Raw genomic sequence first — 26,355 nt, 5'->3', positions numbered from 1 at the left:
CCCTGACCGGTGGGGGTTGAAGGGGGAGGAGGTAACTCCCCCTGGGCTTTAGCCAGTCCGGACTTGCTCCGGGCTGGCGAATCATCGGCAAGGCGCTGAGCGAAAAAGTAAAAGCTTTGTTGGGATGAGAATTCACCATCGGACCTGGTGAAAAACAAAACAACCGAGGTGTGGCCCTTGTTTTCGGAAGAACAACTCTCTGAGATCCGAGAACGAATTTCGATCGTCGAATTCATCGGCGAGCAGGTCCAACTAAAGAAGGCCGGCAAAAACTACAAAGGCCTCTGCCCCTTTCACCAAGAGAAATCGCCCTCTTTCATCGTCAGCCCCGAGCGCGACACCTTCCACTGTTTCGGCTGCGCCACCGGCGGCAACGTCTTCCATTTCCTGATGAAGCTCGAAAGCTTGAGCTTCCCCGAGGCCGTCGAGCGGCTGGCCGAGCGGGCCGGCGTGGCGGTGGCCTCCAGCGGCCCGGCCGATCCGGCGGCCAAGCAGCGCCGCGAAACCGGCCTCGAGGTCCTGCGCCAGGCCGCCTGGTACTACCACTGCTATTTGAAGAACCTGCCCAAGAACCACGAGGCTTGGGCCTATTTGGCCAAGCGCCAGATCCCGGAATCGGCGGTCGAGGCCTTCCACATCGGCTATTGCCCGACCCAGGAGTCGGGCCTGGCCGGCCGGCTCGAGGCCAAGGGCCTGCCCCGCGAGATCCTGGAGAAATACTCGCTCTATCGCGGTCGCCGCGAGTTTTTCCGCGGCCGCCTGATCTTCCCGATCTTCCGCCACGACAAGAAAGCGGTGGGCCTGGGCGGCCGGCTCTTCCACGAAAAGGACGAGGGGCCCAAGTACCTCAACTCGCCGGAGTCGGAGTTTTTCAAGAAGGGCGAGCTCTTCTACGGCTTTCATCTGGCCAAAAACGAGCTCAAGCGGAAGAACCAAATCCTGCTGGTCGAGGGCTACCTCGACGTCATCACTCTCCATGTTCACGGCTTTGCCCAGGCCATTGCCCCCCTGGGAACGGCCCTCACGCCCCATCACGCCAAGTCGCTCCAGCGCCTGGGCGCTGAAATCGTTCTGCTTTTCGACGGCGACCAGGCCGGCGAGGAAGCCAGCCTCCGGGCCTTGGACGTGCTCTTGGCCCAGGGGGTGATCCCCCAAATCGTCCGGCTGGAGGGCGGCGAAGACCCCGATTCCTACCTGCGTCGTTACGGCCGTTTGGCCTTCGAAAAAAAGCTCGCCGAGCGGAGAAACCTTTTGGAAGAACTCATCGATAAGTGGGCAGCTTCGGTGGGGCGAGGGCCCGCGGCCTTGGAACAAAAGGGCCGGGCGGCTCGCCGGCTGATGGCTTTGATAGAAAAGATTCCCGATTCCATCGTTCAAAATCTCTATCGACGCCGTTTGGCGGAGTGTTTCGACATGCCCGAGGAATGGCTCCATGCCCCGGCGGCCCGGCCGGCTTTACGCCGTTCGGGGCCGGTCAAGCCGTCGCCGTCGCCGGCCAGGGCCTTCAGCGGCCTGCCCGAGGAGGAGGCTCTGCTCGAAATCTGGCTGAAATTCCCGGTACTTCGGGAAGACATCCTCCAGGCCATCGAGCCCCGGGACTTCTCCGAGGAAAGTCTGGCCGAAACAGCCCGGGCTTTTTGGGAGTTGGCAAAGAGCGAACCTTATGGAAAAACTGGCAGATTCCTCGAAGTCGCCCCACCGGGTTTGCTGACGATTTTGACGGAATTGGCCATGCGGCCCGACGGGATGGACGACGCGGCGACGGCGCGGCGGAGCCTGGACCAGGCCCTGCTTCGCTTCAAAGAACGGCGCTTAAAAGCCGAGCTGCAGGCCTTGCGAAGCCAGGGTCCGGAGATCCATCTACTGCATGAGAAAGTGCAGGCCCTGTCTCAGGTTTTGAAGGATAAAGCGAGGAGCTATGACCAAGGAAAAAACTAACGACATTCAAGGTTTGATCGAGCTCGGCAAGGAACGTGGCTTCCTCACCTACGAAGACATCAACGAGGCCTTGCCCGACGATGTCACCTCGGCCGATCAGATCGACGACGTCCTGAGCGTTTTCGACGAGCTCGATATCGAGATCGTCGAAAAGGAAGAGGACGGCAAGAGCATCGCCGCCAAGGGCAAGAAGAAGGTACCGGCCGCCGTCGCCGCCCGCGCCACCGCGGCCGCCAATAAAGAGGAAAAGGAAGAGGACGACGAAGGCGAGGCCGACGACGAGGGCGACAGCGAAGAAGTCGAGGTCGAAGTCGAGGCCGCCGCCGCGGCCGCCGCCAGCGCCGACTCCTTCGGCAAATCCAGCGACCCGGTGCGGATGTACCTCCGAAAGATGGGCTCGGTGGCCCTGCTCACCCGCGAGGGCGAGGTCGAGATCGCCAAGCGCATCGAGCAGCACGAGGACGACGTCCTGGTCACCCTGATCACCAGCCCCTTCGGCATGAACGAGATCTTGAATCTGGGCGAGAACGTCAAGAAGGCCAAGGTCCGGCTCTCCGACGTGGTCAAGGACGTCGACGACCTGACCCAGGACGAGAACTTCGACGAGGAAGCCTTCCGGGCCCAGATCATGAAGCACTTCGTCAAGTTCAAGACCCTGGCCAAGGAATACGAGCGCCACGCCAAGAAGAGCAAGCAGGCCTCGCTCTCCAAGAAAGCCAAGGAGAACGCCAACAAGGCGGTCGAAGAGTCGAAGCAGAAGCTTTTGGCCAACGTCAAGGAGATCCGCTTCAATCGCAAGGCGATCAACAAGATCATCGACAAGATCAAGGAGATGATCGACCAGATCAACGCCCAGGAAGCGATCATCTCGAGCTATGGCGCCAAGATCGACGAGGCCGATTCCATCGAAGGTCTCGACAAGCTCAAGAAGGCCAAGAAGAGCAGCTACATGATGCGCAAGCTGGCCAAGGACCTCGACGTCTCCAAGGAAGAGGTCGAGAACATGCTCAAGACCGTCCAAGCCGCCGGCCGCAAGGTCAAGATGCTCGAGGAGGAATACGGCTACACCAGCCGAGCCCTCCACGACCTCTTCCACGACATTAAGCGCAACCAGTTCATGGCCGACCGGGCCAAGAGCGAGCTGATCGAGGCCAACCTCCGCTTGGTCGTCAGCATCGCCAAGAAGTACACCAACCGCGGCCTCCAGTTCCTCGACCTGATCCAAGAGGGCAACATCGGCCTGATGAAGGCGGTCGACAAGTTCGAGTACCGCCGGGGCTACAAGTTCTCGACCTACGCCACCTGGTGGATCCGCCAGGCCATCACCCGAGCCATCGCCGACCAGGCCCGGACGATCCGCATCCCGGTCCACATGATCGAGACGATCAACAAGCTGGTCCGGACCTCGCGCTACCTGGTCCAGGATTTGGGCCGCGAGCCCACGCCCGAGGAGATCGCCGAGAAGATGGAATTGCCGCTGGAGAAGGTCCGCAAGGTCCTCAAGATCGCCAAGGAGCCGATCTCGCTCGAAACCCCGATCGGCGAGGAAGAGGACAGCCATTTGGGCGACTTCATCGAGGACAAGAGCGTGATCAACCCCTCGGAGGCGGTGGTCAACATGAACCTCTCCGAGACCACGACCAAGGTGCTGTCGACCCTGACGCCGCGCGAAGAGAAAGTTTTGCGGATGCGCTTCGGCATCGGCGAAAAATCCGATCACACCTTGGAAGAGGTCGGCCGCGATTTCTCGGTCACCCGTGAGCGCATCCGGCAGATCGAGGCCAAGGCGCTGCGCAAGCTCCGCCATCCCTCGCGGGCCAAGAAACTTAAAAGTTTCGTCGACTGGTGATCTTTGTTATAGCTGCGCCATCGGTTTTAGGGCCGATAGCTCAGTTGGTTAGAGCTCCCGGCTCATAACCGGGCGGTCGAAGGTTCGACTCCTTCTCGGCCCACTTATTAGGATTTACTTTGAACGATGGGGGTTGAAGGGGGAGGCGTTAACTCCCCCTGGGCTTTAGCAAGCTCGGACTTGCTCCGAGCTTGCGAATAAACCTCCCGGCTCATAACCGGGCGGTCGAAGGTTCGACTCCTTCTCGGCCCATTTTTGAAAAATGAATTAAAGGACTCCATGAAAGACCACATGCAGCGACTGGCTCAAACCGTCAGCATCGCTCAAGAGATTCAGAACATCAAAGACGACCTGGAGGAGCTCCCCGCCAAGGTCCGTCAACTCGAGGGCGAGCTCGAAGCTCTCGACGCCCAATACCAGCAAAAGAAAGCGGCCTTGGAAAAGGCCGAAGGCGAAGTCAAGCGCCACAAATCCGACATCGAAGGCGACGGCGCCACGCTCAAGGTCAAGGAAGAGCGGCTCCACGGCATCAAGACCACCAAGGAATATCAGGCGGTCCTCAAGGAAATTTCCACCGGCAAGACCTCGATCAAGGATCGCGAGGCCGCGATCGTCAAGCTCCTCGGCGACGCCGAGGCCTTGAAGACCGAGGTCGCGCCGCTCGAAAGCCGCCGCCAGGAATTAGCGGCCGCCGTCGAGCAGGAGCGGGGCCAGATCCAAGGCAAGCTCGACGAGCTCAAGCAGCGGCTCGGCGGTCTCGAGACTCAACTCAACGAGCAACTTTCCTCCCTGCCGGAGGATATTCGTCATAAATACATCCGCATCCAAGCCAAGCGCCAGCCGCCGGCCGCCAAGCTGGTCGAAGGCACCTGTCAGGAATGCTTCATGAGCGTGCCGCCGCAGCTCTATATCGAAATTCGGAAGACCTTCGAAATTCAGTCTTGCCCGAATTGCCATCGCTTATTGTTCTTAGAGTTTTAATCTCGCCCGGACCGCGAGAGATCGAGAGGAGATCGACATGTACGGACCCCTGCCCGCCGACACCTTGGCTGAACTGCTGCTCTACCTCAACGACCACGAAAGCTTCGATTCGCTGAAAGGCTTGGGAACCGTTTCACGCCAAGCTCTTGGCGCCGCGCTCAAGAGCCTCGCCGCCAAGCTCAAGGCCGAGGCGCCGGAAGCCGCCGAGGTCCCCGACTTTCGGGACTGGAAGGAACTGGCCGAGCCCTTCCGCAAGCTCCTGGCCCAGCTCAGCCCCCGCGAGGCCAAGCTCCTGCTCAAGGGCCTGGGCAATTGAGTTTCAAGCGGCTTTTCGTCTACGCCGACGGCGGCTCCCGGGGCAATCCGGGCCCGGCCGGCGCCGGCGCTTACCTCGAGAGCGAGGACGGCGCGACCGTCGCCCGCATCTATAAATACCTCGGAGAAACGACCAACAACGTCGCCGAATACAGCGCCCTGATCTTCGGCCTGAAGGAAGCCCAGCGCCAGCAGGCCGAGGAAGTCGCGGTGCGAATGGATTCGCAATTGGTGGTCAAGCAAATTGCCGGCGAATATCGAGTGAAAGAGCCGACTCTGCAAAAGCTTCACGCCCAAGTGATGGATTTGCTCGGCGGCTTCAAGCGTTACCAGGTCGAGCACATTCCCCGCGAAAAGAACGCCGAGGCCGACAAGTTAGCCAATCTAGCGATGGATCGCGGCCTTACTCCGTAAATGTCACGACCGGGGCCCCGTTCAGGATGAGACTTTGCGACCGCGAAGCCTCAAGCTCAGCATCCCCAGCAATCCCAACCCCAGGCCCAAGACGCTCCAGCGGCTGCCGGACCCTTCGCCAGGGCTCATCGAGCACCAAATATTTCCGCTGCCCTCGATCAGCCCCCCGAAAGGGGTCGGAGTCGGAGTGGGAGTTGGCGGCGGTGTCGGATTCGGGGTCGGCGTCGGAGTCGGCGGCGCCTGCTGGGCCACCACTTCGTTGATGACGGCGTTGTTGCCGAGGTTCGGATCCTCGGTACCGCCGCCGACGGTTAGTTGAATGTCGATGAGACCCGGGGCCGTCGGCGTCACCGAGAACGTGACCGCCACCGGCCCGGAGCCGGCCGGAATCGAATCGATATTGCAGGTGAAGGTGTTGCCGGAAACGCCGCAGCCACCGGTCACCCCCGGCGGCAATTGGGGCATCGAGATGTCGCCGATCGCTCCCTGGATCACCCCGGTGAGCACGACGTCCTGGGCATCGTCGGGGCCGTGGTTGACGATCGTCATCGTGTAATCGATGGGTTGGCCCGGCGGCACGCTGGGCGAGGACGGAGTCACCTCGATCGAAAGGTCGCTGACCGATGGCGGATCGGAGCTGATCACGAAGGCATTGGCCAAGCGATTCTCCAAGACCGGGTCTTGCTCGATCGAGGCCACCGCCACTTGATCGTTCCAAGTGCCTTCGGCCGAAAGGCTGGTTTCATAGGTGAAAGTCACGCTGCCGCCGTTGGGGATGTTCGGCAAATCGCACTCGACGCCGTTCTGATCCCCGGCCAGCGGCGCGCAATCGCCGTCGCTCAAGTCTCCCCCGATATTCGAGATGGCGGCGAAGGGGCCGGATTGGAGATCGGTGACACGCACTCCGGTCGCTTCGTCGGGCCCCAGATTGCTCACCGTTACCTGATATTGGACCGTCGATCCCACCGTCACCGGCTGGCCGCTCAGCACCGCCTTGGTGATGCCGAGGTTGGCTTCGGGCGTCGGAGGCGGCGGTGTCGGCGAAGGAGTAGGAGTCGGCGTTGGCGTCGGCACCGGAATCAAAACAACGTCCAAGGTCGTGGGATCGGGCTTCAAAGCGTTTCCCGGCTCATCCGAAAGGATATTGGTCGGCACGCCCAAGGTCGTGAAAGTGAGCTCGGCCTGATTCTCCTTGATTCCGGTCGTCGAGGCCAAAACCTGGACCGTGATCGAGGAGCCGGAGCCCGCCGGAATCGTGAGCCCGGCAATGGTCAAAGTGTCGGTGCCTGCATAGCTGTTGACCGTGCCGCCGAAGGGATTGGCCAAGCTGCCGGCAACGTAGACCAGCCCGGCCGGCAAGGTATCGCTGAAGTCGGCGCTGCCGACCGAAGGGCCGGGGTTCAAGATCGTGTAGGTGTAGGTCACTTCGTTGCCAACCTCGACGGTGGCCGGCGAGACCGACTTTTCCAAATCCGGCGCGAAGGGATTGGAAGCGGCGTCCTGGGAGCTGGAAGTCGGGCCGTTGGCCACCAAGCTGAAGGCGCCGGTCGCCACGTCGCCGCGGTAAAAATCGCCGGTCGAGTTGACTTGGACGAAGAGGCTGCCGTCGGCCCCGAACCAAGCCGCGCCGGGATTGCCACAGCCGTCGCAGCCGTTGGCGCCGATCGCGGTCACCGCTCCGGTGCCGGGATCGATGTTCCTCAGGGTGTTCCCGGCCACGCCGTAGAGTGCGCCGGTCAGGGGGTGGATCGCCCAGTCCGAAAAATTGGAGCCAAAGGGAACGCCGGTCAGGGTCACCGAGCTGAGGACGGTTGCCGGCGTCGTCGTGACGTCGATCTCGACCAGCCGGGTGCTGGAACCGATTAGAAAGGTGCCGGCGGCCGTGAAGGTTCCAGCCGCCGAATTGAAATCGTTGAAAGCCGGCGGCCCCCAGCCGGTGGTTGGGCCGAGGTCGTCGACGCTGCCATCGCTGTGGATTCGAAAGACGGCGTTGGTGCTGTTGGCAAAGGCGTAGAGAAACTGATCCGTCGGATTGAAGCCCATCGAATTATAGATGGGCGAAACGCCGGCCCCGATATTGTCGAAGGCATAGGGATCGGCGGTCTGATCGATAAAAATCAGCTGGGTGGTCGAGCTGGGTGAATTGGAAAGGTAAGCCGCCGGCGTCGATGGGAAAGGGGCGGCGTCGGCTCCGCCCGGTGAAAAAAATTGCAGGAAAAAGGCCAGGGCAAGAGCGCCGGACAGATAGTTGCCTCTCATGGAGCCTCCGTTCTAATCCTGTCCGTTCAACCCTGGACCCCGATTATGCCGCGAAGACCTTCTTTCCGCCCAGCATTTTCTGCAGGACCTGGGCGTTGGCCGCGGCATTGGCGTGCATGTCATTGTTGAAATAAACGTAGACGTCCTTCCCCTGTTTCAGGAAGGCCCGCATCTTCTTGGCCCAGACCTCCAACTGCCGGTCGGAATAGGAGGAGCCGAACATCCGGCGGGGGCCGTGGAGCCGAAAGTAAACGAAATCGGCGGTCGGCTCCCAAGGCGCCGTCGGGTACTTCGAGGAATTGGCGATCACCGTGCCGACTCCGTAATCCTCGAGGATGGCCCGCATCGAATCGGTGAAGCAGCTCTCATGGCGGAACTCGACCGCCTTGCGGTATTTGCCGTCCTTGGCGGCGGCTTTGAAGAAATCGGCGAAGCGCTTTTCGGTGTCGGGGCTGCCGTGGAAGAACTCGGGAAACTGCAGTAGGAAAACCCCCATCTTCTCCTTGAGCGGCAGGGTGGTCTTGAGGAAGCGCTTCCAAGCCGCCCGCACCTCCTTCATCCGCTCGATGTGGGTGATGTAGCGCGAGACTTTCACCGAGAAGCGAAAGCCTCTGGGCGTCTTCTTGCGCCAAGTTTCGAAATTTTTCGGCGGCTGGAGGCGGTAGAAGGTGGCGTTGATCTCGACGCTGTTGAAGTGCCGGGCAAGATAGGAAAGGTGCTCGCTCTGGGGCAATTCCTTGGGGAAGAAGAGCTTGCCCCATTCCTTGTAGGCCCAACCCGAAGTGCCGAGGTAGATCTTGGCCATGCCTTCAAGCTTGAAGAGGCCGACCAAAGAATGCAAAAGGATTCGAGGAGCCCACCATGAGAATTTGCAGCGCCTGCGGTAAAGGCCTGGAGGACCAAGCCCGTTTCTGCTCCCAGTGCGGAGCGGTCCAAGCTTACCAGCCTTCGACCGGACATTCCCCGACCCATTTTGGCAATCCCTTGGAAAGCCCGCGCCGGCGGCTTTGGCCGCTGGGAGTCGCCGTTATCGTCTTTCTCACCGGCCTGTTCATCGCGGCGCTATTTTATTTCTTGTCCAATTCGGAGCCGGCCAAGATGACCGTGAAAGTCGTCCGAGAAAGTCCGGTGATCCGCCAAGCTCTGGGCGAAATTCAAGACGTCGGCTGGGCCAACGGCGGCATCAGCACCCGCAGCGGCGGCTCCGGCACCGCCAATTTCAGCGTCTCGGTGAAAGGCAGCTTGGCCAAAGGTAAATTCTACGCCTATTTCGTCAAACGCCACGATGTCTGGGCCTACGAATCGGGCCGGCTGCGGCTGGACAATGGTCGGAGCATCAATGTCCCCCTACCCTAAATTCCACCCCCCTTTGAAAAAGGGGGGCAGGGGGGATTTGCAATGATGCTTCATTAAAAAGAAGCTCCTCGTTTTTGCAGCGGCTTTAAATCCCCCCTCACCCCCTTTTTCAAAGGGGGGAATTTTCGCTTTTTTTTTTTAGTTCGGCTCCTCTAACTTAGCGCCGAGGCAAGGCGCGCGGTCGCTTCATCCTTCGGGGTGAAGAGGAAAGTCCGGGCACCAAAGGGCACCGTAGCGGCTAACGGCCGCCGGCTCGGGCAACCGAGTCAGGAACAGTGCAACAGAAAGCAAGTACGGTGGGCTTGGAAACAAGCTCACGCAGTAGTGAAATCCGGTAAACTCTACGGGGTGCAAGGCCAAATAAGCCCCGCGAATCCGAAAGGATTGTCCGTCGGCCCGGCGGATTGGCAACACGCGTGGCGGGTAGGCTGCTTCGATCTTCCGCGCAAGCGGAAGGCTAGAGAAATGACCGCATAGAACAGAACCCGGCTTATGGCCTGCCGCTATCGGGGCGGATTCCGAAAGGTTTCCGCCCCGACCTTTTCTACCCAAAATGTGTGCGCGTCTACAAGTCCCGCAAGGCTCTGGACCGCGTCAGCTGTTCATCACCCTCTCCTTTTCGGCTGGAAATGGCCCCTTAAAGGCACTATCGTAGCCTAAGGGGGGATCTTTGGATGGCGAAAAGCAACGGCGCGAACCAGCAAATTATCGATACCATTTTATCCTCCTCGGAAGCGTTGAATTTCGGCCAATTGGATGAAGAAGCGATCCCCAGGCTGGCGCAACTGTTAAAGGCTTCCACGACCGCGTTTTTCCGTTTTGATGAGCAAGGCCGCCTTTATCCGATCGGCGGAAGCCTCCGAAACGACATACCGCAATACACGGCTCACTTTTTAAGCAAGGATCCCATTTGGGAAATCATCGTCAAAGCCGATCCGCGCCTGGCGGTTTTTTGCCCTGTGCAAAACATGGGCGCGAGACGCTTCCGGCAGAGCGACGCCTACCACGAGCATTACCGGTTTTACGAAATGGACGATCTTTGTTTGCTTCGGTTCACTTCTCCACCCTTCGGTACGCCGGGAACGGCAGGGGTGCTGCTGGGTCGTAGCAGTCGCCAATCCAATTTTTCTCAGCAGGACATTGATCTCGCCTATCGTTTGCTTCCGGCTTTCGCCAGTGCCGTGCGACGCATCGAGCGTTTCGAGGTTTTGGAAAACGAATGGTTGGGTTTGGAGGCGCTCATCCAAAAGACCGCCACTCAGCCTTGCTTGGCCCTTGGTGCCGACGGCCGTTTACTTTGGATTTCCGGGCCGGCGCGCTTTTTACTGGGGCCGAATTTTGACCCTAAAAAACACATGCCCGAGAAATTGGTGACTGCGGCTAAAAACCTTGGGCAGGCCGCTTTGAAGAAAGTGGCGTTGGATTCGGCCGCGCCCACCACCGAGCATACTTTGACATTGCACGACGGAAGAACGGCCCAAGCCGGTCTTTCGGTGTGCCGGACCTCAAACGGGTCGCCAGTGGTCCTCGCTTTCTTTCTAAGTGATATAAAAGGCGGTGAGAATCATTGTGAAGTCGTTAATTCCTGGGGTCTATCCCCCGCCGAGAAACGGGTGCTCGAATTCCTGGTGCTCGGTTTGACCAACGCCTCCATTGCGCAACGACTGTATGTCTCGATTGAAACCGTTCGGACGCACGTCAAGCATATCTTAGACAAACTCCAAGCGCATACCCGGACCGAGGCTGCATTTTTGGCCAATAAATACCTTCCCTTAGCATCTTCCGCTCGATAAGGCCGCGCCCCCGCTGATTCGTGGCGTTGAAATTATCCCTTGAGCGGGTCAGAAGAATACTCCTTTCGGAGGGCGCGCCCCTTTCCCCTTTCGCGATATTTTGCCCCTAGCCTAAAAGAAATTTCGGAGAAGGGCGGGCCTATGAATACCAAATCAAATCAAAAAATTAATTGGATCATTACGATAGTTGGCTTTCTTGCCATTACGGGAGTTGGGCTTCTTCCCATTGGGCCGGATGAGGGCCCTCATCCAAAGTTCAAGGAGAGGGAAACCTTCGTGGGCGGGAATCCGGGAAAGATAAAACGCTTATACGAACAATGGGTCGAGCGGCACGAGAAAAACGGAGGAGATCGAAACGTATTGATCCCTCTTGGTCCATCCAAGGGGCTATCGGAAAGTGGAATCACCGGACGCGGAATCGCCAAGATCAATATCATCGATGGCTCGGTTAAAATCGAGACCTCAGGCTTATCGCCCAATGAAAAGTGGGACGCGTGGCTGATGGATGACAAGGCGGGAGGCGCCGCCGTGGACAAGGGCGACGAGCTTTATCGGCTGGGGACGCTGACACGCGACAAGAACGACATCGCACGATTATCGGTTAAACTGGGGCCCGAGCAGTTTAAGAATTTTGAAGTGGACGCTGTGATCGTGACCCGGAATGGGCGGGATCCTTCGGAAAAAGGCGCCCTTTACGGCATGCCAAAGACCTTTCAAAGGCTTTATACAAAAAAATCGCGAGGCCAGCTCAACGATTATCTGGCTGAACTGAGCTCGCAAGAATCCCAATCGAGGGCTTTGGTGCAGCAATTTATGAATATCCGGGATGCCCACGCGGCCAATACTATCGTGGACCCTGATGTTCTAGTGGATCCGATGGTGGCGTTTGGGGCGGACCTCTTCGTCAATGAAACATTCGAGGGCAACGGGCGAACCTGCGCCACTTGCCATGCTCCCCAGAACAATTTCACCATCGATCCGGCGTTCATCGCCACTCTGCCGAACGACGATCCTTTGTTCGTCGCAGAGACCAATCCCGACTTGGCCGATCTGGAGGTGCCGATCCTGCTTCGAGAACGGGGACTTATCCTGGAGAACGTGGACGGCTTTGACAATCCTGGCGTGATGCGTTCGCCAAACCATACCCTCGCGCTCGCCACCACCCTTTCGCCTCCAACTTGCGTAGATCCGGACGGTTGCGTCTTGCCCGGTTTGGAAGGACCCACCGTCATCCCCTTCGGGGAACAAATCGTCCAAATGGATTTGACGCCGCCGGAAGGTTCCGGTTTCCCTCCGATCGATCCCGGCCCGCCGCTGGTGGCGTTTCCCATCGAGAGAACCGGCTGGGGTGGCGACGGGGCGCCAGGTTCGGGCTCACTGCGTGAATTTTCGGTAGGCGCGGTGTTCCAGCACTTTACCCAAAGCCTCGACCGGGTGCCGGGAGAGGATTTTCGTATCCCGACCGCGGTCGAATTGGACGCCCTGGAATTGTTCCAATTGTCCCTGGGTCGAACCGAGGACATCGACGTTCGTGCGATCCAATTTCGAAACGCGTCGGTGGAAATGGGCAAGGAGCTTTTCTTCCGTGCGGATACGGAAGGGGGTTCCTTGGACGCCGGTAAATGCGCCCTTTGTCATTTCAACGCCGGCGCCAATGTCGATCCCGAAATATTCGGCGCCCAGGTCGCCCAATTCGGATTTCCACAGGGACTGTTCGGCAATTTCAATTTTTCGACCGGCGTGGGTCATGCGGTGCCGAACCTCACCGAAGCAGCCGCTCCGGGGGTCGCTCCCCCCGACGGTGGCTTCGGCATCCTGCCCTTGGAGACCGGCAATTGTTTTGAAGGCCAGTTTGACGTAAGCGGTCCGTTTCCTGTCTTTATTCCCAATCCTCCAGGGAACGAGCCGGGTGGTTTCGGAGGCATTGCCCAAAATCCCTTCTTTGTCGGAGGGCATTGTCTGGAGCAGTTCAATACGCCACCCTTGATTGAAGCGGCCGACACCGGTCCCTTTTTTCATAACAACGCCTTCGATACGCTGGAGGAAGCCATCGCTTTCTACACGACCCCCCAATTTAACGATCAATCGGTCATCCAATTGTTCATGGCTTTTCCGGACAGCGGTAAGGTCGCCATCCAATTGGGACCCGAGTCGGTGGCCTCCATCGGAAAATTCCTTCGGGTGTTGAACGCCTTGGAGAATTTGCGGCAGTCGGCTGAATTGAACCAAGCTTCCCTCGGTGCGGGAAGCAACAACGCCGCCAATCAGTTGGTGAGCCAATCCATCTTCGAGCTGAAGGATTCCAAAAAAGTCCTAAGTGAAGTGGGCCTCCATCCACTGGGCGTGGCCCTGATCGATTCGGCTATCTCCCTTAATTTCTCGGCCCAGCAGCTATCCTGGAACAGTCCGTTCCGGAAATCGCTTGTTTCCTTGTCGACCGATCTTATGAAAGGCGCGAGAAAAACAATGGTCAAGGAATGATGGCCGGCAAGGATCGATACAGAGCTTCGTATTCATCGACCATCCGCTCGAAATCGAAGACCCGCTCGGCCCGCTCCCGGCCTCTTTGCCCCATCGCCGAGCCCAGGGCAGGCTCGCGGAGAATTTCCATCATCGCTTGGGCCAGCTCGCCCGCCTCGTCTTTCGGAACCAGCAAACCGGTTTCGCGATGGAGGACGACTTCCGGCAGTCCGCCGACCCGGGTTGCGATCACCGGCTTCCCCAGCTGCATGGCCTGCAAGGCCACCAGCCCGAAGGGCTCCTCCCAGCGGGAAGGGACCGTCACCAAAGTCGATTGGGCCGTCAAGGCCGGCATTTCCGCCGGCGCCACCCAGCCCAAGAAGTCGACCGCCGGCGAAAGCCCCAGCTCTTCGGCCAAAGCCCGCAACTCGAACAGGGCCTTGCCGTCGCCCGCCAGCTTGAGACGGAAAGCCGGAAAGGAATCCCGAATCGCGGCGAAGGCCCGCAGCGCCACGTCGAAGCCCTTTTCCTTTTCCACCCGGCCGGCCATTAAGATGAAGGACGAGGTCGGAGCGACGGCTTCAGTCGACTCCGGCATTCGCAGTCCATTGTAAATGACCGGCACCTTCCACTCGACCGAGGGATCCCAGCTTTGGATATGCCTTTGAATGTAGGCGGAGACGGCATTGGCGGCGGTGACGGCTCGCAAGATCCGCAGGTTCCATTCGGCCTTGGGGTATTCGGTCGAATGGACGGTCCATAAAGAGGCAAATTTTTCGAAAACCCGATTCTCCAGGAAATAAAATAAGCTCGGCCCGCTGCTGTGAAGGTGGATGAGCTCGGGCCGCCATTCTTCCAAGATCGCGGCCAGGCGTTTCTTGACCTCGGCGATCGCCGGCAATTCGCCCGCCATGCCGCGGAGAAAGGGCAGCCGGAAGACTCGAGTGCCGGCGACGAGCTCTTCCGGCCGATGACGGCCCCGGCGGTCGTCGGAAACCACCGCGATGTCGTAGCCCCGCTTTTTCAAGGCATCGACCAGCTGGCCACAGAGCACCTCGATCCCGCCGATGGTGGGGAGGTAGAACTCGTTCCAGAAGAGGAGCCGCTTCTTCATAGCTGATCCAGCAAGCCGACCAGGCAGGCGGTGACACCGCTGAAATTGCGGCCCAGCTCCAGGGTGTAGCTGGGCACCCGCCGCAGCAGCTCGGCCGACTTTTTAAAACCATGGTCGCCGTTGCGCGAAAGAATGAAGACCGTGCTCGGAGCGAGAGCGGTGAGCGCTTCCATCGGCTTGGCCGGCCGGAAAGAGCTCTCCTCGGAATCGCGGAGCCGGGGAACGACCACCGCCTTCAAAGGCAGGGAGGCCGGAATCTTGCTCGAAAACTTTTCGGCCAAAAGGAAGGTCGCCTTCTCCTCCGGATGGCGCGGCGAGTAGTTCTGGGCCGGCTTCAACTCCGGAAAGCGATCGACGACGTCGGGGCAAAGCTTGCTCGAGGCATAGAGGCTGTAGACCCGGGGCTTCGCCGAATCGACCAGGCAAAAGTCGTCACCTAAAAAGGAAAGCTCGCTGCGGAAAGCCAGCGAGCAGGTCGTCGACTTGCCGGAGCCGCCCTTCCCGACCAGGAGCAGCGCGCCCTTCTCGGTTCCGACCGACCCGGCATGCATCATTTGGAGGGAGGAATCGGTGAAGAACCAATCGAAGATCACCCGCAGCGGCGAGACCGACTCGAAATAAGGAAAGGTGTCGGCTCGCGGCGTCCAAAAGATCGCATGACGATCCTCGGCATCGTAGAGGCAAAGGATTTGAGCGTGATAATCATAGAGCACCGAATGGCGGCCCTCGCCCAAATAAACCCGGCCGCCGTGAAGCTCCTTCATGGGCGGCGGCTTCAAGACGATGCCGGAGCTTTCGCCGTCCCACAAATCCACGCTGAGCCAGCGCTGGCTAGCTGGGTCTGACGGCGGCAAATGGGCGAAGGGCGGCATGATCGTGGAGAGCAAGGCCGAATTGGCGAATCGAAAAGCCACATTGGCCGGGCCCAAGCGGAATTCGACCCGGCGCCCGTCCTGGGCTCGCGCCGCCGCCTCGAGAAAAGCCGCCTGAACATATTCGAAATATTCCCGAGCCGCGACCATCGCGCCTTCCTAGGCCTTCTGAGGCCACCCGACCTGGTCGACCTCGTGGATCGGATCGATCATCAAGAGGTCCTTGAGATCGGAGAATTTATTCAAGACCGGCTCGACGAAGGGGCGGCGAGTGGCGGCGGTCGGCGGCTTGGGACTCCGCTCGCCGGCGGCGACGGCCGAAATGATCCGATCATCCTTGAATTCGCCGAGCAGCCGCTCGACGGAAGCCGCGATACGATGGGGCTCGGCCTCGAAGCGAGAGGACAGGCCTTCGACGATCTCGGCGGCGCTGGCGCCGGCCTCGAGAAACTCCCAAATCGCCGCGCCCGACTCGGCCAAGTTGTAATAATTGCCGGTGTCGAGGTCGAGGATCATCACCTCGCCGTTGATGGTTTCGCTGCTGATCCGCGGCGACACCCGGTAGACTTCCGCCATCTTTCCTCCCCGCTATGCGTCGGTGACGCAGCCCTCGGACGCGGTGCTGACGTTCTTGATGAATTTATAGAGCGTCCCGCTTTTGGCCTTGTACTCCGGCGCCTTCCACTTTTTCAGTCGCTCGGCGATGGTGGCGGCCGAAACGTTCAGGTTCAATTCCCGCTTTTCAGCGTCGATGGTGATCTCGTCGCCTTCCTCGATCACCGCGATCGCCCCGCCCTCCTGGGCTTCGGGCGTGATGTGGCCGACGACGAAGCCGTGGGTTCCGCCGGAGAAGCGGCCGTCGGTGATCAAGGCCACGTCCTTGCCCAAGCCTTCGCCCATCACCAAGGCCGTCACCTTGAGCATCTCGGGCATGCCGGGGCCGCCTTTCGGTCCGACGTAGCGGATGACAATAACGTCACCTTTCTTGATCTTTTTTCCCTTGAGCGCGGCATTGGCGTCCTCCTCGCATTCAAAGACCCGAGCCTTGCCGGTGAACTTCAGGCCTTCCTTGCCGGTGATCTTGGCCACCGAGCCCTGGACCGCAACGTTGCCGTAGAGGATTTGGATATGGCCGGTCTTCTTGATCGGCTCGGCCAGCGAGACGATGACCTTCTGGCCTTCCTTGAGGCCGGGTGCGGCCTCCAAGTCTTCAGCCAGAGTCTTGCCGGTGCAGGTGACGGCTTCGCCGTGCAAGAAACCTTCCTTGAGCAAGAGCTTCATCACGGCCGGAACCCCGCCGACTTGGCAGAGGTCTTCCATCACGTATTTGCCGCTGGGCTTGAGGTCGGCAATGAAGGGAACCTTGTCGCTGATCCGCTGGAAATCGTCGATCTTGAGCGGAATCTTGGCGGCCTTGGCGATGGCGATCAGGTGGAGGACCGCATTGGTCGAGCCGCCCAGCGCCATGACCAGGGTCATCGCGTTCTCGAAAGCCTGGGGGGTCAGGATGTCGCGGGGCTTCAAATCTTTTTCAAGCAGGTTGCGGATCGCCGGGCCGGCCTTGAGACACTCCTCTTTCTTCTCGGGGCTGGTCGCCGGATGGGAGGAGCTGTAAGGCAGGCTCAGGCCCAGGGCCTCGATCGCCGAGGCCATGGTGTTGGCGGTGTACATGCCGCCGCAGGCGCCGGCGCCGGGGCAGGCGTTCTGCAAAATGCCCTTCAAATCGGCCTCGGTGATCTTGCCGGCGACCCACTCGCCCAAGCCCTCGAAGGCCGAGACGATGTCGAGGGTGCGGTCTTTATAATGTCCCGGTCGGATGGTGCCGCCGTAAACCATGATGCTGGGCCGGTTGAGCCGGGCCATCGCGATGACCGAGCCGGGCATGTTCTTGTCGCAGCCCATCACCGAGACGTTGGCGTCGTAGAAATGGGCGCCCATCGTGGTTTCGATCGAGTCGGCGATCAGCTCCCGCGACTGCAGCGAGTAGCTCATTCCCTCGGTTCCCATCGAAATGCCGTCGCTGACCCCGATGGTGTTGAATTGAATCCCGACCATTCCGGCCTCGACGCAGCCTTGCTTGACGATCTTGCCGAGGTCGTTGAGGTGCATGTTGCAGGTGTTTCCCTCGTACCAGGTGGTCGCGATGCCGACGAAGGGCTTGGCCAAGTCGGCCTCGCTCAAGCCGGTGCCATAGAGCATGGCTTGGGAGCCGGGCTGATCGCGGTCTTGGGTCAGTCGGGAACTGTATTTATTCAGCTTTTTTTCCATGAAAACCTTCCGGGATGAGCCTTGTCATTTACCTGCCGAATCCCCAGCTGACAAGGGACAAAAACCCCCAATTCCGATCTTGACACCTCCCGTCATGGCGGTTTAGTGAGGGACTGAATAGCCATTCATTTTAGGAGGATTTATGCCTGCCACCCGAGATGCCGTCATTGTCAGCGCCGTTCGAAGCCCGATGGGCCGCGCCCTCAAGGGTCAATTCGTCAACCTTCGCATCGACGATCTCGGTGCCGCCGTCGTCAAAGAGGCGGTGAGCCGGGCCAAGGGCTTGGATCCGGCCGAAATCGAAGACGTCATCCTCGGCTGCGCCATGCCCGAGGGCGAACAGGGCATGAACGTCGCCCGCAACGTCAGCTTCCTGGCCGGCATCCCCAACAGCGCCGCCGCGGTCACCACCAACCGATTCTGCGCCTCCGGACTCCAGTCGATCATGGACGCGGCCCGCGCCATCATGGTCGGGGACGGCGAAGTCTTCGTGGCCGGCGGCATCGAGAGCATGTCCCACGTCCCGATGGGCGGCTTCAATCCCTCGCTCAACCCCAAGCTCATGCAGGCCGGCATGCCCGACGCCTACATCAGCATGGGCCTGACCGCCGAGAACGTCGCCGAAAAGTACAACGTCTCGCGCGAAGACATGGACCAGTTCGCCTATGAGAGCCACCAGAAGGCGGCCAAGGCGATCAAGGAAGGCAAATTCAAGAACGAGATCGTCGCGATCGAAGTCCCCCAGGCCGACGGCAGCGTCAAAAAGATCGACATCGACGAAGGCCCCCGGCCCGAGACCACCGTCGAGAAGCTGGCGACCCTGAAGCCGGTCTTCAAGGAAAACGGCAAGGTCACTGCCGGCAACTCCTCGCCGCTCACCGACGGCGCCGCCGCCGTCGTGATCATGAGCGCCGACAAGGCCAAGGCCCTGGGCCTCAAGCCCTTGGCCCGGATCCACGCGATGGCCGTGGCCGGCTGCGCGCCCGAGATCATGGGCATCGGCCCGATCCCGGCGGTCCGCAAGGTCCTCAAGCGGGCCGGCAAGACCATCAACGACATCGACATCGTCGAGATGAACGAGGCCTTCGCCTCTCAGTCGCTGGCTTCGGCCCGCGACCTCGGCATCGATCTCAAGAAGCTCAATCCCCACGGCGGCGCCATCGCCCTGGGCCATCCCCTTGGCTGCTCCGGCGCCCGCATCATGGCCACCCTGATCAACGATCTCTTCACCTACGACAAGAAGTGGGGCTTGGAGACGATGTGCATCGGCGGCGGCCAAGGCGCGGCCTGCGTGATCGAACGGTTATAATCTTTTAGAATATAGAGGTAACCACCATGCGACAGATCAAGAAAGTGGGCGTTTTGGGCGCGGGCGTCATGGGTCACGGCATCGCGGCTCATCTGGCCGGAGCCGGCGTGCCGGTTCTCCTCCTCGATATCGTTCCGCCGAAGTTCAGCGAGGCCGACCAAAAGGCCGGCCTGACCGAAAAGAGCCCGGCCTTCCGCAACAAGTTCGCCTTGGCCGGCATCGAAGCGATCAAGAAGTCGAAGCCGGCGGTGATCTACACCCAGCGCGACCTCAAGCTGATCACCCCCGGCAATTTCGAGGACGATTGGGACAAGCTCAAGGATTGCGACTGGATCGTCGAGGTCGTCGTCGAGCGCCTCGACATCAAGCAGCAGGTCTTCGCCAAGGTCGAAAAGGTGATGCAGCCCCACACCATCGTCAGCTCCAACACCTCGGGATTACCACTCCACTCGATGGCAGAGGGACGGGGCGAGCCGTTCAAGAAGAACTTCGTCGTGACTCACTTCTTCAACCCGGTCCGTTACTTGAAGCTGGTCGAGGTGATCTCCTCGCCGGCGACCGACCCGGCCGTCACCAAGGACATCGTCGATTTCCTCGAGGACAAGCTGGGCAAGGGCGTGGTCTACGCCAAGGATACGCCGAACTTCATCGCCAACCGCATCGGCACCTTCGCCTTCATGGCCGCCTTGAAGCGGGTCATCGAAGAGGGTTGGAAGCTGGAAGAGGTCGACAAGATCCTCGGCCCGGCGCTGGGCAAGCCCAAGAGCGCGATGTTCCGCACCGCCGACATCGCCGGCATCGACACCCTGGCCCACGTCGTCAAGAACACTTATGACAATTGCCCCAAGGACGAGCAGCACGCGATCTTCGTCATGCCCGACATCGTCAATCAGATGATCGCCAAGGGCTGGACCGGCGACAAGGCCGGCCAGGGCTTCTACAAGAAAGAGAAGAGCGCCGAAGGAAAGAAGATCCTCTCGCTCGACCTCAAGACCGGCGAGTACGTCCCGCAGGTCGAGGTCAAGTTCGCCTCGCTCAAGGCCGCCAAGGGCATCGAGGACGTCGGCCAACGGATCAAGGCCGTCCTGGCCGGCGACGACAAGGCCGCCGACTTCGCCTGGAAAGTCACCCGCGACACCCTGATTTATTCGGCTAACCGCATTCCCGAGATCGCCGACGACGTGGTCAACGTCGACCGGGCCATGCGCTGGGGCTTCAACTGGGACATCGGTCCCTTCGAGGTCTTGGACGCCATCGGTTTGAAAGAAGCCGTGGAGCGAATCAAGAAGGACGGCCTCCCAGTCCCGGCCCTCTTCACCCAAGTCTTGGAAAAGGGCGAAGGCGTCTTCTACCAGCGCAAGGACGGCAAGACTTTCTACTTCGACCTGAAGACCAATAGCTATCAACCGGTGCCGGTGCGCCCCAACATCTTGCTGCTCAAGAACCTCCGCGAGCAGAACAAGGTCATCGAAAGCAACGGCTCGGCCAGCCTGATCGACGTCGGCGACGGCGTGATCTGCCTCGAGTTCCATTCCAAGATGAACGCCATCGACGACGAGATCATCGCGATGGGCTTCAAGGGCTTGGAGAAGGTCAAGAACGAGAACCTGGCCGGCATGGTCATCACCAACGAGTCCGAGAATTTCTCGGTCGGCGCCAACCTCATGCTGCTCTGGCTCGAAGCCCAGCAGGGCAATTGGGACCGGATCGGTCAGATCGTGAAAGCCTTCCAGGATTTCTGCATGGCTCTCAAGTATTCGCCCAAGCCGGTGGTGGCCGCGCCTTTCGGCCTCACCTTGGGCGGCGGCTGCGAAGTCGTCATGGGCGCCGACGCAGTGCGGGCCGCGGCCGAAACCTACATCGGCCTGGTCGAAGTCGGCGTCGGCCTGATTCCCGGCGGCGGCGGCTGCAAGAACATGCTGCTGAACTGCGAAGCCACGCTGCGCAAGAAAGGCCAGAAGGTGTGGGCCTCGACCGGCGACGGCGGCCCCTTCCCCAAGGTCCAGCGGGCCTTCGAGCGGGTCGGTTTCGCCAAGGTCGCGACCAGCGCCAAGGAAGGCGTGGAGCTCGACTATCTCCGTCCCAGCGACAAGTTCTCGCTCAACCGCGAGACTCTGCTCTTCGACGCCAAGCAAGATGTTCTGGCGATGAGCAAAGACTACAAGCCGGCCACGCCGCGCGAGGACATCCTGGTTCCGGGCATCGGCGGCAAGATGGCGATGGTTTCGGCGATCCGCGGCTTCCGGGCCTTGAATCAAATCAGCGAGCACGATGCCTTCATCGCCGAGAAATTGGCCGGCGTCCTCTGCGGCGGCGACATCCCGACCCAGCGCCTGGTCAGCGAGCAATACCTGCTCGACCTCGAGCGCGAGGCCTTCTTGCAACTGGCCGGCACCGAGAAGAGCCAGGCCCGGATGCAGTTCATGCTGATGAACAACAAGCCTCTGCGGAACTGATTTAACGCCATTTCCACCCGCTTGCCATCGGGGGCCATTCGCGGTAGCCCATCTACCATGAAGAAATCCCTTTTATTGTTCAGCCTTGCCCTTCTCCAAGCCTGCGGCGGCGGTCAGCCCAGCCAACCGGCCAGCGCGCCGGCCCCGGTCGCCGGCGGCTCCAAGACGGTGGTCGCCGAGCTCGACGGCGAGAAAATCACCGAAGCCAATTTGGACGAAATCGTCGCCGGCCAGCTCGCCCAGATCCAGACCCAAATCTACGAAATCAAACGACAGGGCTTGGATACCTTGATCGATGACCGGTTGCTGACCAAGGAAGCCAAAAAGCGGGGGATCACCGTCGACCAGCTCCTGAAGGTTGAGATCCTGGAAAAAGTCGGAACCATCTCCGACGAAGAGGTGAAGCTGTTCTTCGAGGACAACAAAGCCCGGCTCCAAGGCCGCAGCCTTGAGGAGCTGAAGGAGCCGATCCGCAGCCAGCTCCTGGCCCGCAAAACCTCGCTCTACCGGATGAACTTTCTCGATCGCCTGCGCTCGGCCAGCAGCGTCAAGATCCTGCTCGCTCCGCCCAAGGTCGACGTCGGCGTCGACGACGATCCGAGCAAGGGTCCCAAAGGAGCCAAGGTGACGATCATCGAGTTCACCGACTACCAATGCCCCTTCTGCAGCAAGGTTCGGCCGACGGTGAAGCAATTGGTCGCCGACTACGGCGACAAGATCCATTACGTCCTGCGCGACTTCCCGCTCGACTTCCATCCGGCGGCCAAGAAAGCGGCCGAAGCCGCCCAATGCGCCGGCGACCAAGGCAAGTATTGGGAATACAGCGACGTGCTCTGGAACAACCAGAAGTCTTTGGAAGTCACCGAGCTCAAGGCCTATGCCACCGGCCTGAGCCTCGATCAGAAAAAGTTCGACGCTTGCCTCGACGAGGGGAAATACTCGGCCGAGGTCGACAAGGACTTGGCCGACGGAGCCAAGGCTGGCGTCAACGGAACCCCGACCTTCTTCATCAACGGACGCTCGCTGTCCGGCGCCCTGCCGGTCGAGCAGTTCAAGAAGATCATCGACGCCGAGCTGGCGGGAGACAAATCTTAGTCCGGAGCCCGCGATGCTCGATCCCAAGTTCGTTCAGCAGAATCTAGACCAGGTCAAGGCCAAGCTCGCCAAGCGCGGCGCCGTGCCCGAAGGCCTCGATCAGGCCGTCGCGGTCCTTCAGAAGAAGAATCAGCTCCAGCAGGAATACGACCAGCTCCGGGCCCGGCAGAACCAAGCCTCGCAAGAAATCCAGCAGCTCAAGAAGGCCGGCAAGGACGCCGCGCCGGTGCTCGAGGAGATGAAGCAAGTCGCCGAGAAGGTGAAAGCCATCGCCCCCCGAATGGAGGAGCTGGAAAAGGAATTCACCGAGTTCCTGATGCAGGTGCCCAACCTGCCCCACGACTCGGTGCCGGTGGGCGCCGACGAATCGGCCAACAAGGTGGTGCGGAGCTGGGGCGAGAAACCCAGATTCAGCTTCGAGCCCAAACCGCATTGGGAAATCGGCGAAAAGCTCGGCATCCTCGATTTCGAGCGCGGCGCCAAGATCACCGGCGCCCGTTTCACGCTCTACCGCGGCGGCGCCGCGACCCTGGAGCGGGCCCTGATCAACTTCATGCTCGAAACCCACACCCTGGAGCACGGCTACGAGGAGGTCCTACCGCCTTTCCTGGTCAACGCCGCGAGCCTCCGCGGCACCGGCCAGCTCCCCAAGTTCGAAGCCGACCTCTTCAAGACCGGCGAAGACTACTATTTGGTGCCGACCGCCGAAGTTCCGGTGACCAATATCTACCGCGACGAGATCCTCAAGGCCGAGCAGCTTCCGATCTCGCTCACCGCCTACACTCCCTGCTTCCGCAGCGAAGCCGGCAGCTACGGCAAGGACGTCCGGGGGCTCATCCGCCAGCATCAATTCAACAAGGTCGAGTTGGTGAAGTTCGCCCGGCCCGAGACCTCCTACGACGAGCTGGAAAAGTTGACCCGGGACGCCGAGACCATCCTCCAGAAGCTGGGACTTCATTATCGAGTGGTCTGCCTTTGCAGCGGCGACATGGGCTTCGCTTCGGCCAAGACCTACGACATCGAGGTCTGGCTGCCGGGCCAGAACGCTTACCGCGAGATTTCAAGCTGTTCCAATTTCGAGGATTTCCAAGCCCGCCGGGCCCAGATCCGCTTCAAGGACGAGCAAGGCAAGAACCGGCTGGTCCACACCCTGAACGGCAGCGGCTTGGCCGTGGGCCGGACTCTGGTGGCCATCCTGGAGAACTACCAAGAAGCCGACGGCAGCATCCGGGTCCCCGCCGAGTTGCAAAGCTGGTCCGGCTTGGAGATTATTTCAGCCAAGTAGAAGCGAAAGTTCTCTGAGATTTAAAACGACTCCCCTAACCTCAACCGTTGGGGTTGAAGGGGGAGAACGGCTTTCGCCCCCTGGGCTTTAGCCCGTCCGGACTTGCTCCGGGCGGGCGAATAGGAGAGGTGTCCGAGTGGTTTAAGGAACCGGTCTTGAAAACCGGCGTCTCCGCAAGGGGACCGTGGGTTCAAATCCCACCCTCTCCGCCATTTTTATTCAATTTGGCACGCAAGCCGGCCCGCTATCCTGGACGATGCAAGAAGTGCCTTCGAGACAGGTGACGCCCTCGCAGGCGTCGTCGTCATCGCTGCCGCCGCAGGCCGCGGCACTCAGAAGAAAGATCGACAATATCAGAAGTCTTGAAATGCGGTTCATGGGCCCTCCGTATTATTCCTGACAAATCAAAGTTCCGCCCAAATCGGGCTGACAGCTGAGTCCGGCCGCGCAGTCGGCGCTGGTTTCGCAAGACTCGCCGGCCTGGTTGCCGCCGCCCCCGCCGCTGACGCCGTTCGGGACGCAGGTCGGCGTTCCGTCCTCCAGGAGACAGGAGGTCCCTTCGAGGCAAACGACGTCTTCGCAGCTTCCGTTGGCGCTACCGCAGGCCGCGGCGCCAAAAACCAACGAGGCCAGAAAAAAAGCCAATCCAATAAAATGCATAATGCCCCCTTTCCTCGGCTTTCGGATTGTAAGGGACTAAGGGTTCAGGCTCAAAGATTTTCCGTCGGGGGTCGCTGAAAGACGCAGGAGGCGGAGGGGGGCCAGGGTCGCCTGGCCATCGTCGAATTGGACCCGAAAATCCAGGCCGTTTTTCTCCAGGATTCGGGCCGGCGCGTAAATTCGAGGCTCTTTCTGGGCCAAAACCCGCATTCCGGGCTCCAAGGCCACCCGGGTCGGCGAGACGTCCTTGGCCAAAGACTGGGGCGGGCTGCACTTCTCGTCCTGATCATCGAAACGGACCTTGAAACCGCCTTCACAGGGGCTCTCGATGCGACCGTGGTACCATATTTGCGGAGTCCATTGGATCCAGACCGCGTCGCCGGGACGAAGCTCGGTCGGGGAGAAACAAGCGGCCAAGGCCGGGATCCAGAGTAAAAGAAAGAATCGTTTCAATTCCAGATTTGCCTAGCGAAAGCCGAGGGGCAGAGCAAGTCGAATTAGAAACGATATTGCGCCATAGCCTTCTTTTATATGAGAATTCGGGTGTTCGATCCAGGGGTGGGGCGAATGATCGTTCTCTAGGGTTAAAGGGGTTAGGGATATGTTCTTCCATCATCCAAAATTCGCCGCCATCCGTCCAATCTTCAACGTTCTCGCCTTGGGTTTGGGGATCTCTCTGTTCTCCGCTCCTGCCTTGGCCGGTCCGATCGAAGTGCAATGCGCGCCCAAAACCGGGCTGAATTCCTGCATTGCCCAGGTTTGCGCCAATCCCGATGGAGGCCGGGTTCTGCTGAAGAACGGCGTCTACGACGCCAATACCGCCGCGGCTATCAATGGACTGTTTGGGGCCCCGACTTGCTCGGGCGGCATCTCCATCGTGGGGAAAGGCCCGCAAAAGACCCAGCTAGTTTCGAATGGACCCAACCTTTTCACCGGCAGCGACGGAATCACCCGATCACTGAACTGGGCCTTGGCGCTTGGCTCACCGCTCGGCGGAATGGGCCCGGTGGGATTGCGCGACCTGGCGATCACCTGTGGCACTCCCGGCTCCTGTCCGGTTTTCGGCGCCAGCGCCCACAACGCCGAGTCGGCCGAGGTTTCCAATGTGAAGATCGAAGGATTCGTTCGGGGCTTTCACGGGGGAAGCTCCAACCTGGTGATTCAGCAAAGCGCCTTTGTTGGGGTCGGAGCCGATAACTTCAACGGCCGCGGGATCTTCGTCTCTCACCCCTTCGGAGAAAGAGTCGAAAACATTTCGGTTTCGAATAACCTGATCCGCCATTATTGGCGGGGCTTGGTAGCCGCCGCGGCCAAGGACGTGGTCGTCACTCAGAACGCCGTTTCCGACGCCGCCCAGGGGGTGTTTGCCCAAGACGTCGAGAATAACCTCGAAGTCTCCCAAAACCTGGTCCAGGCCTCGGACCTCGGCTTAATCTTGAACGTCGGAGTCTTCGAGATCGACCCGGAAACCGAGGAATTCATCGATGTGGGTAACAGCATCGCCCAGGTGACGCAGAATCTCCTCGTCGAAAGCGCCATCGGCATCGGCCTCAGCTTCGCCAAGACCTTCGAAGCCGAGGTGACGGTGACCCATAACCTCATCCTAGAAACTGATTCAGCCTTGGTCTTCGATCCCGACGTCAACCCGCCGAACCTGCCGCCGGTGCCGCCCGACGTCACCTACGATCCCTGTCTTCATGAGGTCCTTTGGGAGCACAACCTGGTTTTGCCTTTGAGCTCCCTACCCGAATTCGGCTCTTGCGACCCATAATTTTTTAGGAGGCATTATGCGGTTCAAACTCATCCCCGCGATCGGGCTCTTGGTCGCGTCCATCTTCATGGCCTCGGCCGAAGCCAAGAACGTCAAACAGACCTGGATCCAGGTTCACGATTCGACCGAGCTCCAGCAAGCGATGGTCCCGGCCAATGCC

General features: G+C 60.1%; 22 protein-coding genes, 2 tRNA genes and 1 other RNA gene. 16 read left to right on the top strand and 9 right to left on the bottom strand.

The window, feature by feature from the left end; genetic code table 11:
* Window positions 1-177: 177 nt before the first annotated feature.
* The 6 genes from dnaG to VJR29_11735 all read left to right on the top strand — a co-directional run bounded on the left by dnaG (window position 178) and on the right by VJR29_11735 (window position 5,497).
* Complete coding sequence (dnaG, locus tag VJR29_11760; GenBank protein HKY64083.1) at window positions 178-1,938, top strand: DNA primase; 1,761 nt, start codon at window positions 178-180, stop codon at window positions 1,936-1,938.
* On the top strand, window positions 1,919-3,787 hold the full coding sequence (gene rpoD / locus VJR29_11755) for an RNA polymerase sigma factor RpoD (GenBank protein HKY64082.1): 1,869 nt from the start codon (window positions 1,919-1,921) through the stop codon (window positions 3,785-3,787). Before dnaG ends, rpoD begins: the two co-directional genes overlap by 20 nt.
* A gap of 29 nt (window positions 3,788-3,816) precedes the next feature.
* Window positions 3,817-3,890: transfer RNA gene (locus tag VJR29_11750), tRNA-Ile, on the top strand.
* A gap of 176 nt (window positions 3,891-4,066) precedes the next feature.
* Window positions 4,067-4,768 (top strand): C4-type zinc ribbon domain-containing protein, encoded by a 702-nt coding sequence (locus tag VJR29_11745; GenBank protein HKY64081.1) that lies wholly within the window; start codon window positions 4,067-4,069, stop codon window positions 4,766-4,768.
* Between the two features lie 37 nt (window positions 4,769-4,805).
* Window positions 4,806-5,084 (top strand): hypothetical protein, encoded by a 279-nt coding sequence (locus VJR29_11740; protein HKY64080.1) that lies wholly within the window; start codon window positions 4,806-4,808, stop codon window positions 5,082-5,084.
* Window positions 5,081-5,497: a ribonuclease HI family protein gene (locus tag VJR29_11735; GenBank protein HKY64079.1), complete on the top strand. Its 417-nt coding sequence runs from the start codon at window positions 5,081-5,083 to the stop codon at window positions 5,495-5,497. The genes VJR29_11740 and VJR29_11735 overlap by 4 nt, the downstream gene beginning before the upstream one ends.
* Window positions 5,498-5,518: 21 nt before the next feature.
* Here VJR29_11735 and VJR29_11730 read toward each other — a convergent pair whose 3' ends face one another.
* Both VJR29_11730 and VJR29_11725 read right to left on the bottom strand, forming a co-directional pair.
* Complete coding sequence (locus VJR29_11730; protein ID HKY64078.1) at window positions 5,519-7,756, bottom strand: DUF11 domain-containing protein; 2,238 nt, start codon at window positions 7,754-7,756, stop codon at window positions 5,519-5,521.
* A 43-nt stretch (window positions 7,757-7,799) separates the two neighbouring features.
* Complete coding sequence (locus VJR29_11725; protein HKY64077.1) at window positions 7,800-8,561, bottom strand: DUF72 domain-containing protein; 762 nt, start codon at window positions 8,559-8,561, stop codon at window positions 7,800-7,802.
* 56 nt (window positions 8,562-8,617) lie between these two features.
* On the opposite strand from VJR29_11725, the gene VJR29_11720 reads away from it, so the two are divergent.
* From VJR29_11720 to VJR29_11705, 4 genes are all read left to right on the top strand, one after another.
* Window positions 8,618-9,112 (top strand): cytochrome c oxidase assembly factor Coa1 family protein, encoded by a 495-nt coding sequence (locus VJR29_11720; GenBank protein HKY64076.1) that lies wholly within the window; start codon window positions 8,618-8,620, stop codon window positions 9,110-9,112.
* 165 nt (window positions 9,113-9,277) lie between these two features.
* Window positions 9,278-9,620: RNase P RNA component class A (gene rnpB, locus VJR29_11715), an RNA gene on the top strand.
* A gap of 166 nt (window positions 9,621-9,786) precedes the next feature.
* Window positions 9,787-10,905, top strand: a complete 1,119-nt coding sequence (locus VJR29_11710; protein HKY64075.1) for a helix-turn-helix transcriptional regulator — start codon at window positions 9,787-9,789, stop codon at window positions 10,903-10,905.
* Window positions 10,906-11,046: 141 nt separating this feature from the next.
* Window positions 11,047-13,386 carry a hypothetical protein gene (locus tag VJR29_11705; GenBank protein ID HKY64074.1) on the top strand — a complete coding sequence of 780 codons (2,340 nt, stop codon included), beginning with the start codon at window positions 11,047-11,049 and terminating at the stop codon, window positions 13,384-13,386.
* Here the strand turns inward: VJR29_11705 and VJR29_11700 are convergent.
* Genes VJR29_11700 through ilvD form a run of 4 tightly spaced genes read right to left on the bottom strand, consistent with a single transcriptional unit; the run spans window position 13,376 to window position 17,619 of the window.
* A complete protein-coding gene (locus VJR29_11700) occupies window positions 13,376-14,479 on the bottom strand; it encodes a glycosyltransferase family 4 protein (protein HKY64073.1) in 1,104 nt (367 codons plus the stop codon). The genes VJR29_11705 and VJR29_11700 overlap by 11 nt on opposite strands.
* Window positions 14,476-15,501 carry a hypothetical protein gene (locus VJR29_11695; GenBank protein ID HKY64072.1) on the bottom strand — a complete coding sequence of 342 codons (1,026 nt, stop codon included), beginning with the start codon at window positions 15,499-15,501 and terminating at the stop codon, window positions 14,476-14,478. Before VJR29_11695 ends, VJR29_11700 begins: the two co-directional genes overlap by 4 nt.
* Before the next feature lie 9 nt (window positions 15,502-15,510).
* Window positions 15,511-15,927 carry a PqqD family protein gene (locus VJR29_11690; protein HKY64071.1) on the bottom strand — a complete coding sequence of 139 codons (417 nt, stop codon included), beginning with the start codon at window positions 15,925-15,927 and terminating at the stop codon, window positions 15,511-15,513.
* Window positions 15,928-15,939: 12 nt separating this feature from the next.
* Complete coding sequence (gene ilvD / locus VJR29_11685; protein ID HKY64070.1) at window positions 15,940-17,619, bottom strand: dihydroxy-acid dehydratase; 1,680 nt, start codon at window positions 17,617-17,619, stop codon at window positions 15,940-15,942.
* Between the two features lie 142 nt (window positions 17,620-17,761).
* On the opposite strand from ilvD, the gene VJR29_11680 reads away from it, so the two are divergent.
* The 5 genes from VJR29_11680 to VJR29_11660 all read left to right on the top strand — a co-directional run bounded on the left by VJR29_11680 (window position 17,762) and on the right by VJR29_11660 (window position 23,976).
* Entirely contained in the window at window positions 17,762-18,928 is a 1,167-nt protein-coding gene (locus VJR29_11680) for a thiolase family protein (protein HKY64069.1), read from the top strand.
* Window positions 18,929-18,954: 26 nt separating this feature from the next.
* A complete protein-coding gene (locus tag VJR29_11675; GenBank protein ID HKY64068.1) occupies window positions 18,955-21,384 on the top strand; it encodes a 3-hydroxyacyl-CoA dehydrogenase NAD-binding domain-containing protein in 2,430 nt (809 codons plus the stop codon).
* A gap of 57 nt (window positions 21,385-21,441) precedes the next feature.
* Window positions 21,442-22,479, top strand: a complete 1,038-nt coding sequence (locus VJR29_11670) for a thioredoxin domain-containing protein (protein HKY64067.1) — start codon at window positions 21,442-21,444, stop codon at window positions 22,477-22,479.
* A gap of 13 nt (window positions 22,480-22,492) precedes the next feature.
* The gene (gene serS, locus VJR29_11665) at window positions 22,493-23,764 is read left to right on the top strand and encodes a serine--tRNA ligase (protein HKY64066.1); all 1,272 of its coding nucleotides are present in this window, start codon (window positions 22,493-22,495) and stop codon (window positions 23,762-23,764) included.
* A gap of 122 nt (window positions 23,765-23,886) precedes the next feature.
* Window positions 23,887-23,976, top strand: a tRNA-Ser gene (locus tag VJR29_11660).
* Window positions 23,977-23,983: 7 nt separating this feature from the next.
* On the opposite strand, the gene VJR29_11655 is transcribed toward VJR29_11660, so the two are convergent.
* Genes VJR29_11655 through VJR29_11645 form a run of 3 tightly spaced genes read right to left on the bottom strand, consistent with a single transcriptional unit; the run spans window position 23,984 to window position 24,877 of the window.
* The gene (locus tag VJR29_11655; GenBank protein ID HKY64065.1) at window positions 23,984-24,142 is read right to left on the bottom strand and encodes a hypothetical protein; all 159 of its coding nucleotides are present in this window, start codon (window positions 24,140-24,142) and stop codon (window positions 23,984-23,986) included.
* A 12-nt stretch (window positions 24,143-24,154) separates the two neighbouring features.
* Window positions 24,155-24,424, bottom strand: a complete 270-nt coding sequence (locus VJR29_11650; GenBank protein ID HKY64064.1) for a hypothetical protein — start codon at window positions 24,422-24,424, stop codon at window positions 24,155-24,157.
* Between the two features lie 36 nt (window positions 24,425-24,460).
* The gene (locus VJR29_11645) at window positions 24,461-24,877 is read right to left on the bottom strand and encodes a hypothetical protein (protein HKY64063.1); all 417 of its coding nucleotides are present in this window, start codon (window positions 24,875-24,877) and stop codon (window positions 24,461-24,463) included.
* 148 nt (window positions 24,878-25,025) lie between these two features.
* Between VJR29_11645 and VJR29_11640 the strand changes: the two genes are divergently transcribed.
* Window positions 25,026-26,195 carry a hypothetical protein gene (locus VJR29_11640; GenBank protein ID HKY64062.1) on the top strand — a complete coding sequence of 390 codons (1,170 nt, stop codon included), beginning with the start codon at window positions 25,026-25,028 and terminating at the stop codon, window positions 26,193-26,195.
* Window positions 26,196-26,355 lie beyond the last annotated feature (160 nt).

Source organism: bacterium, from assembly GCA_035281585.1.
Lineage (GTDB): Bacteria > UBA10199 > UBA10199 > DSSB01 > DSSB01 > DATEDP01.
Note: the sequence above shows the minus strand (reverse complement) of the source record. Positions and strands in the feature narration are given on the sequence as shown.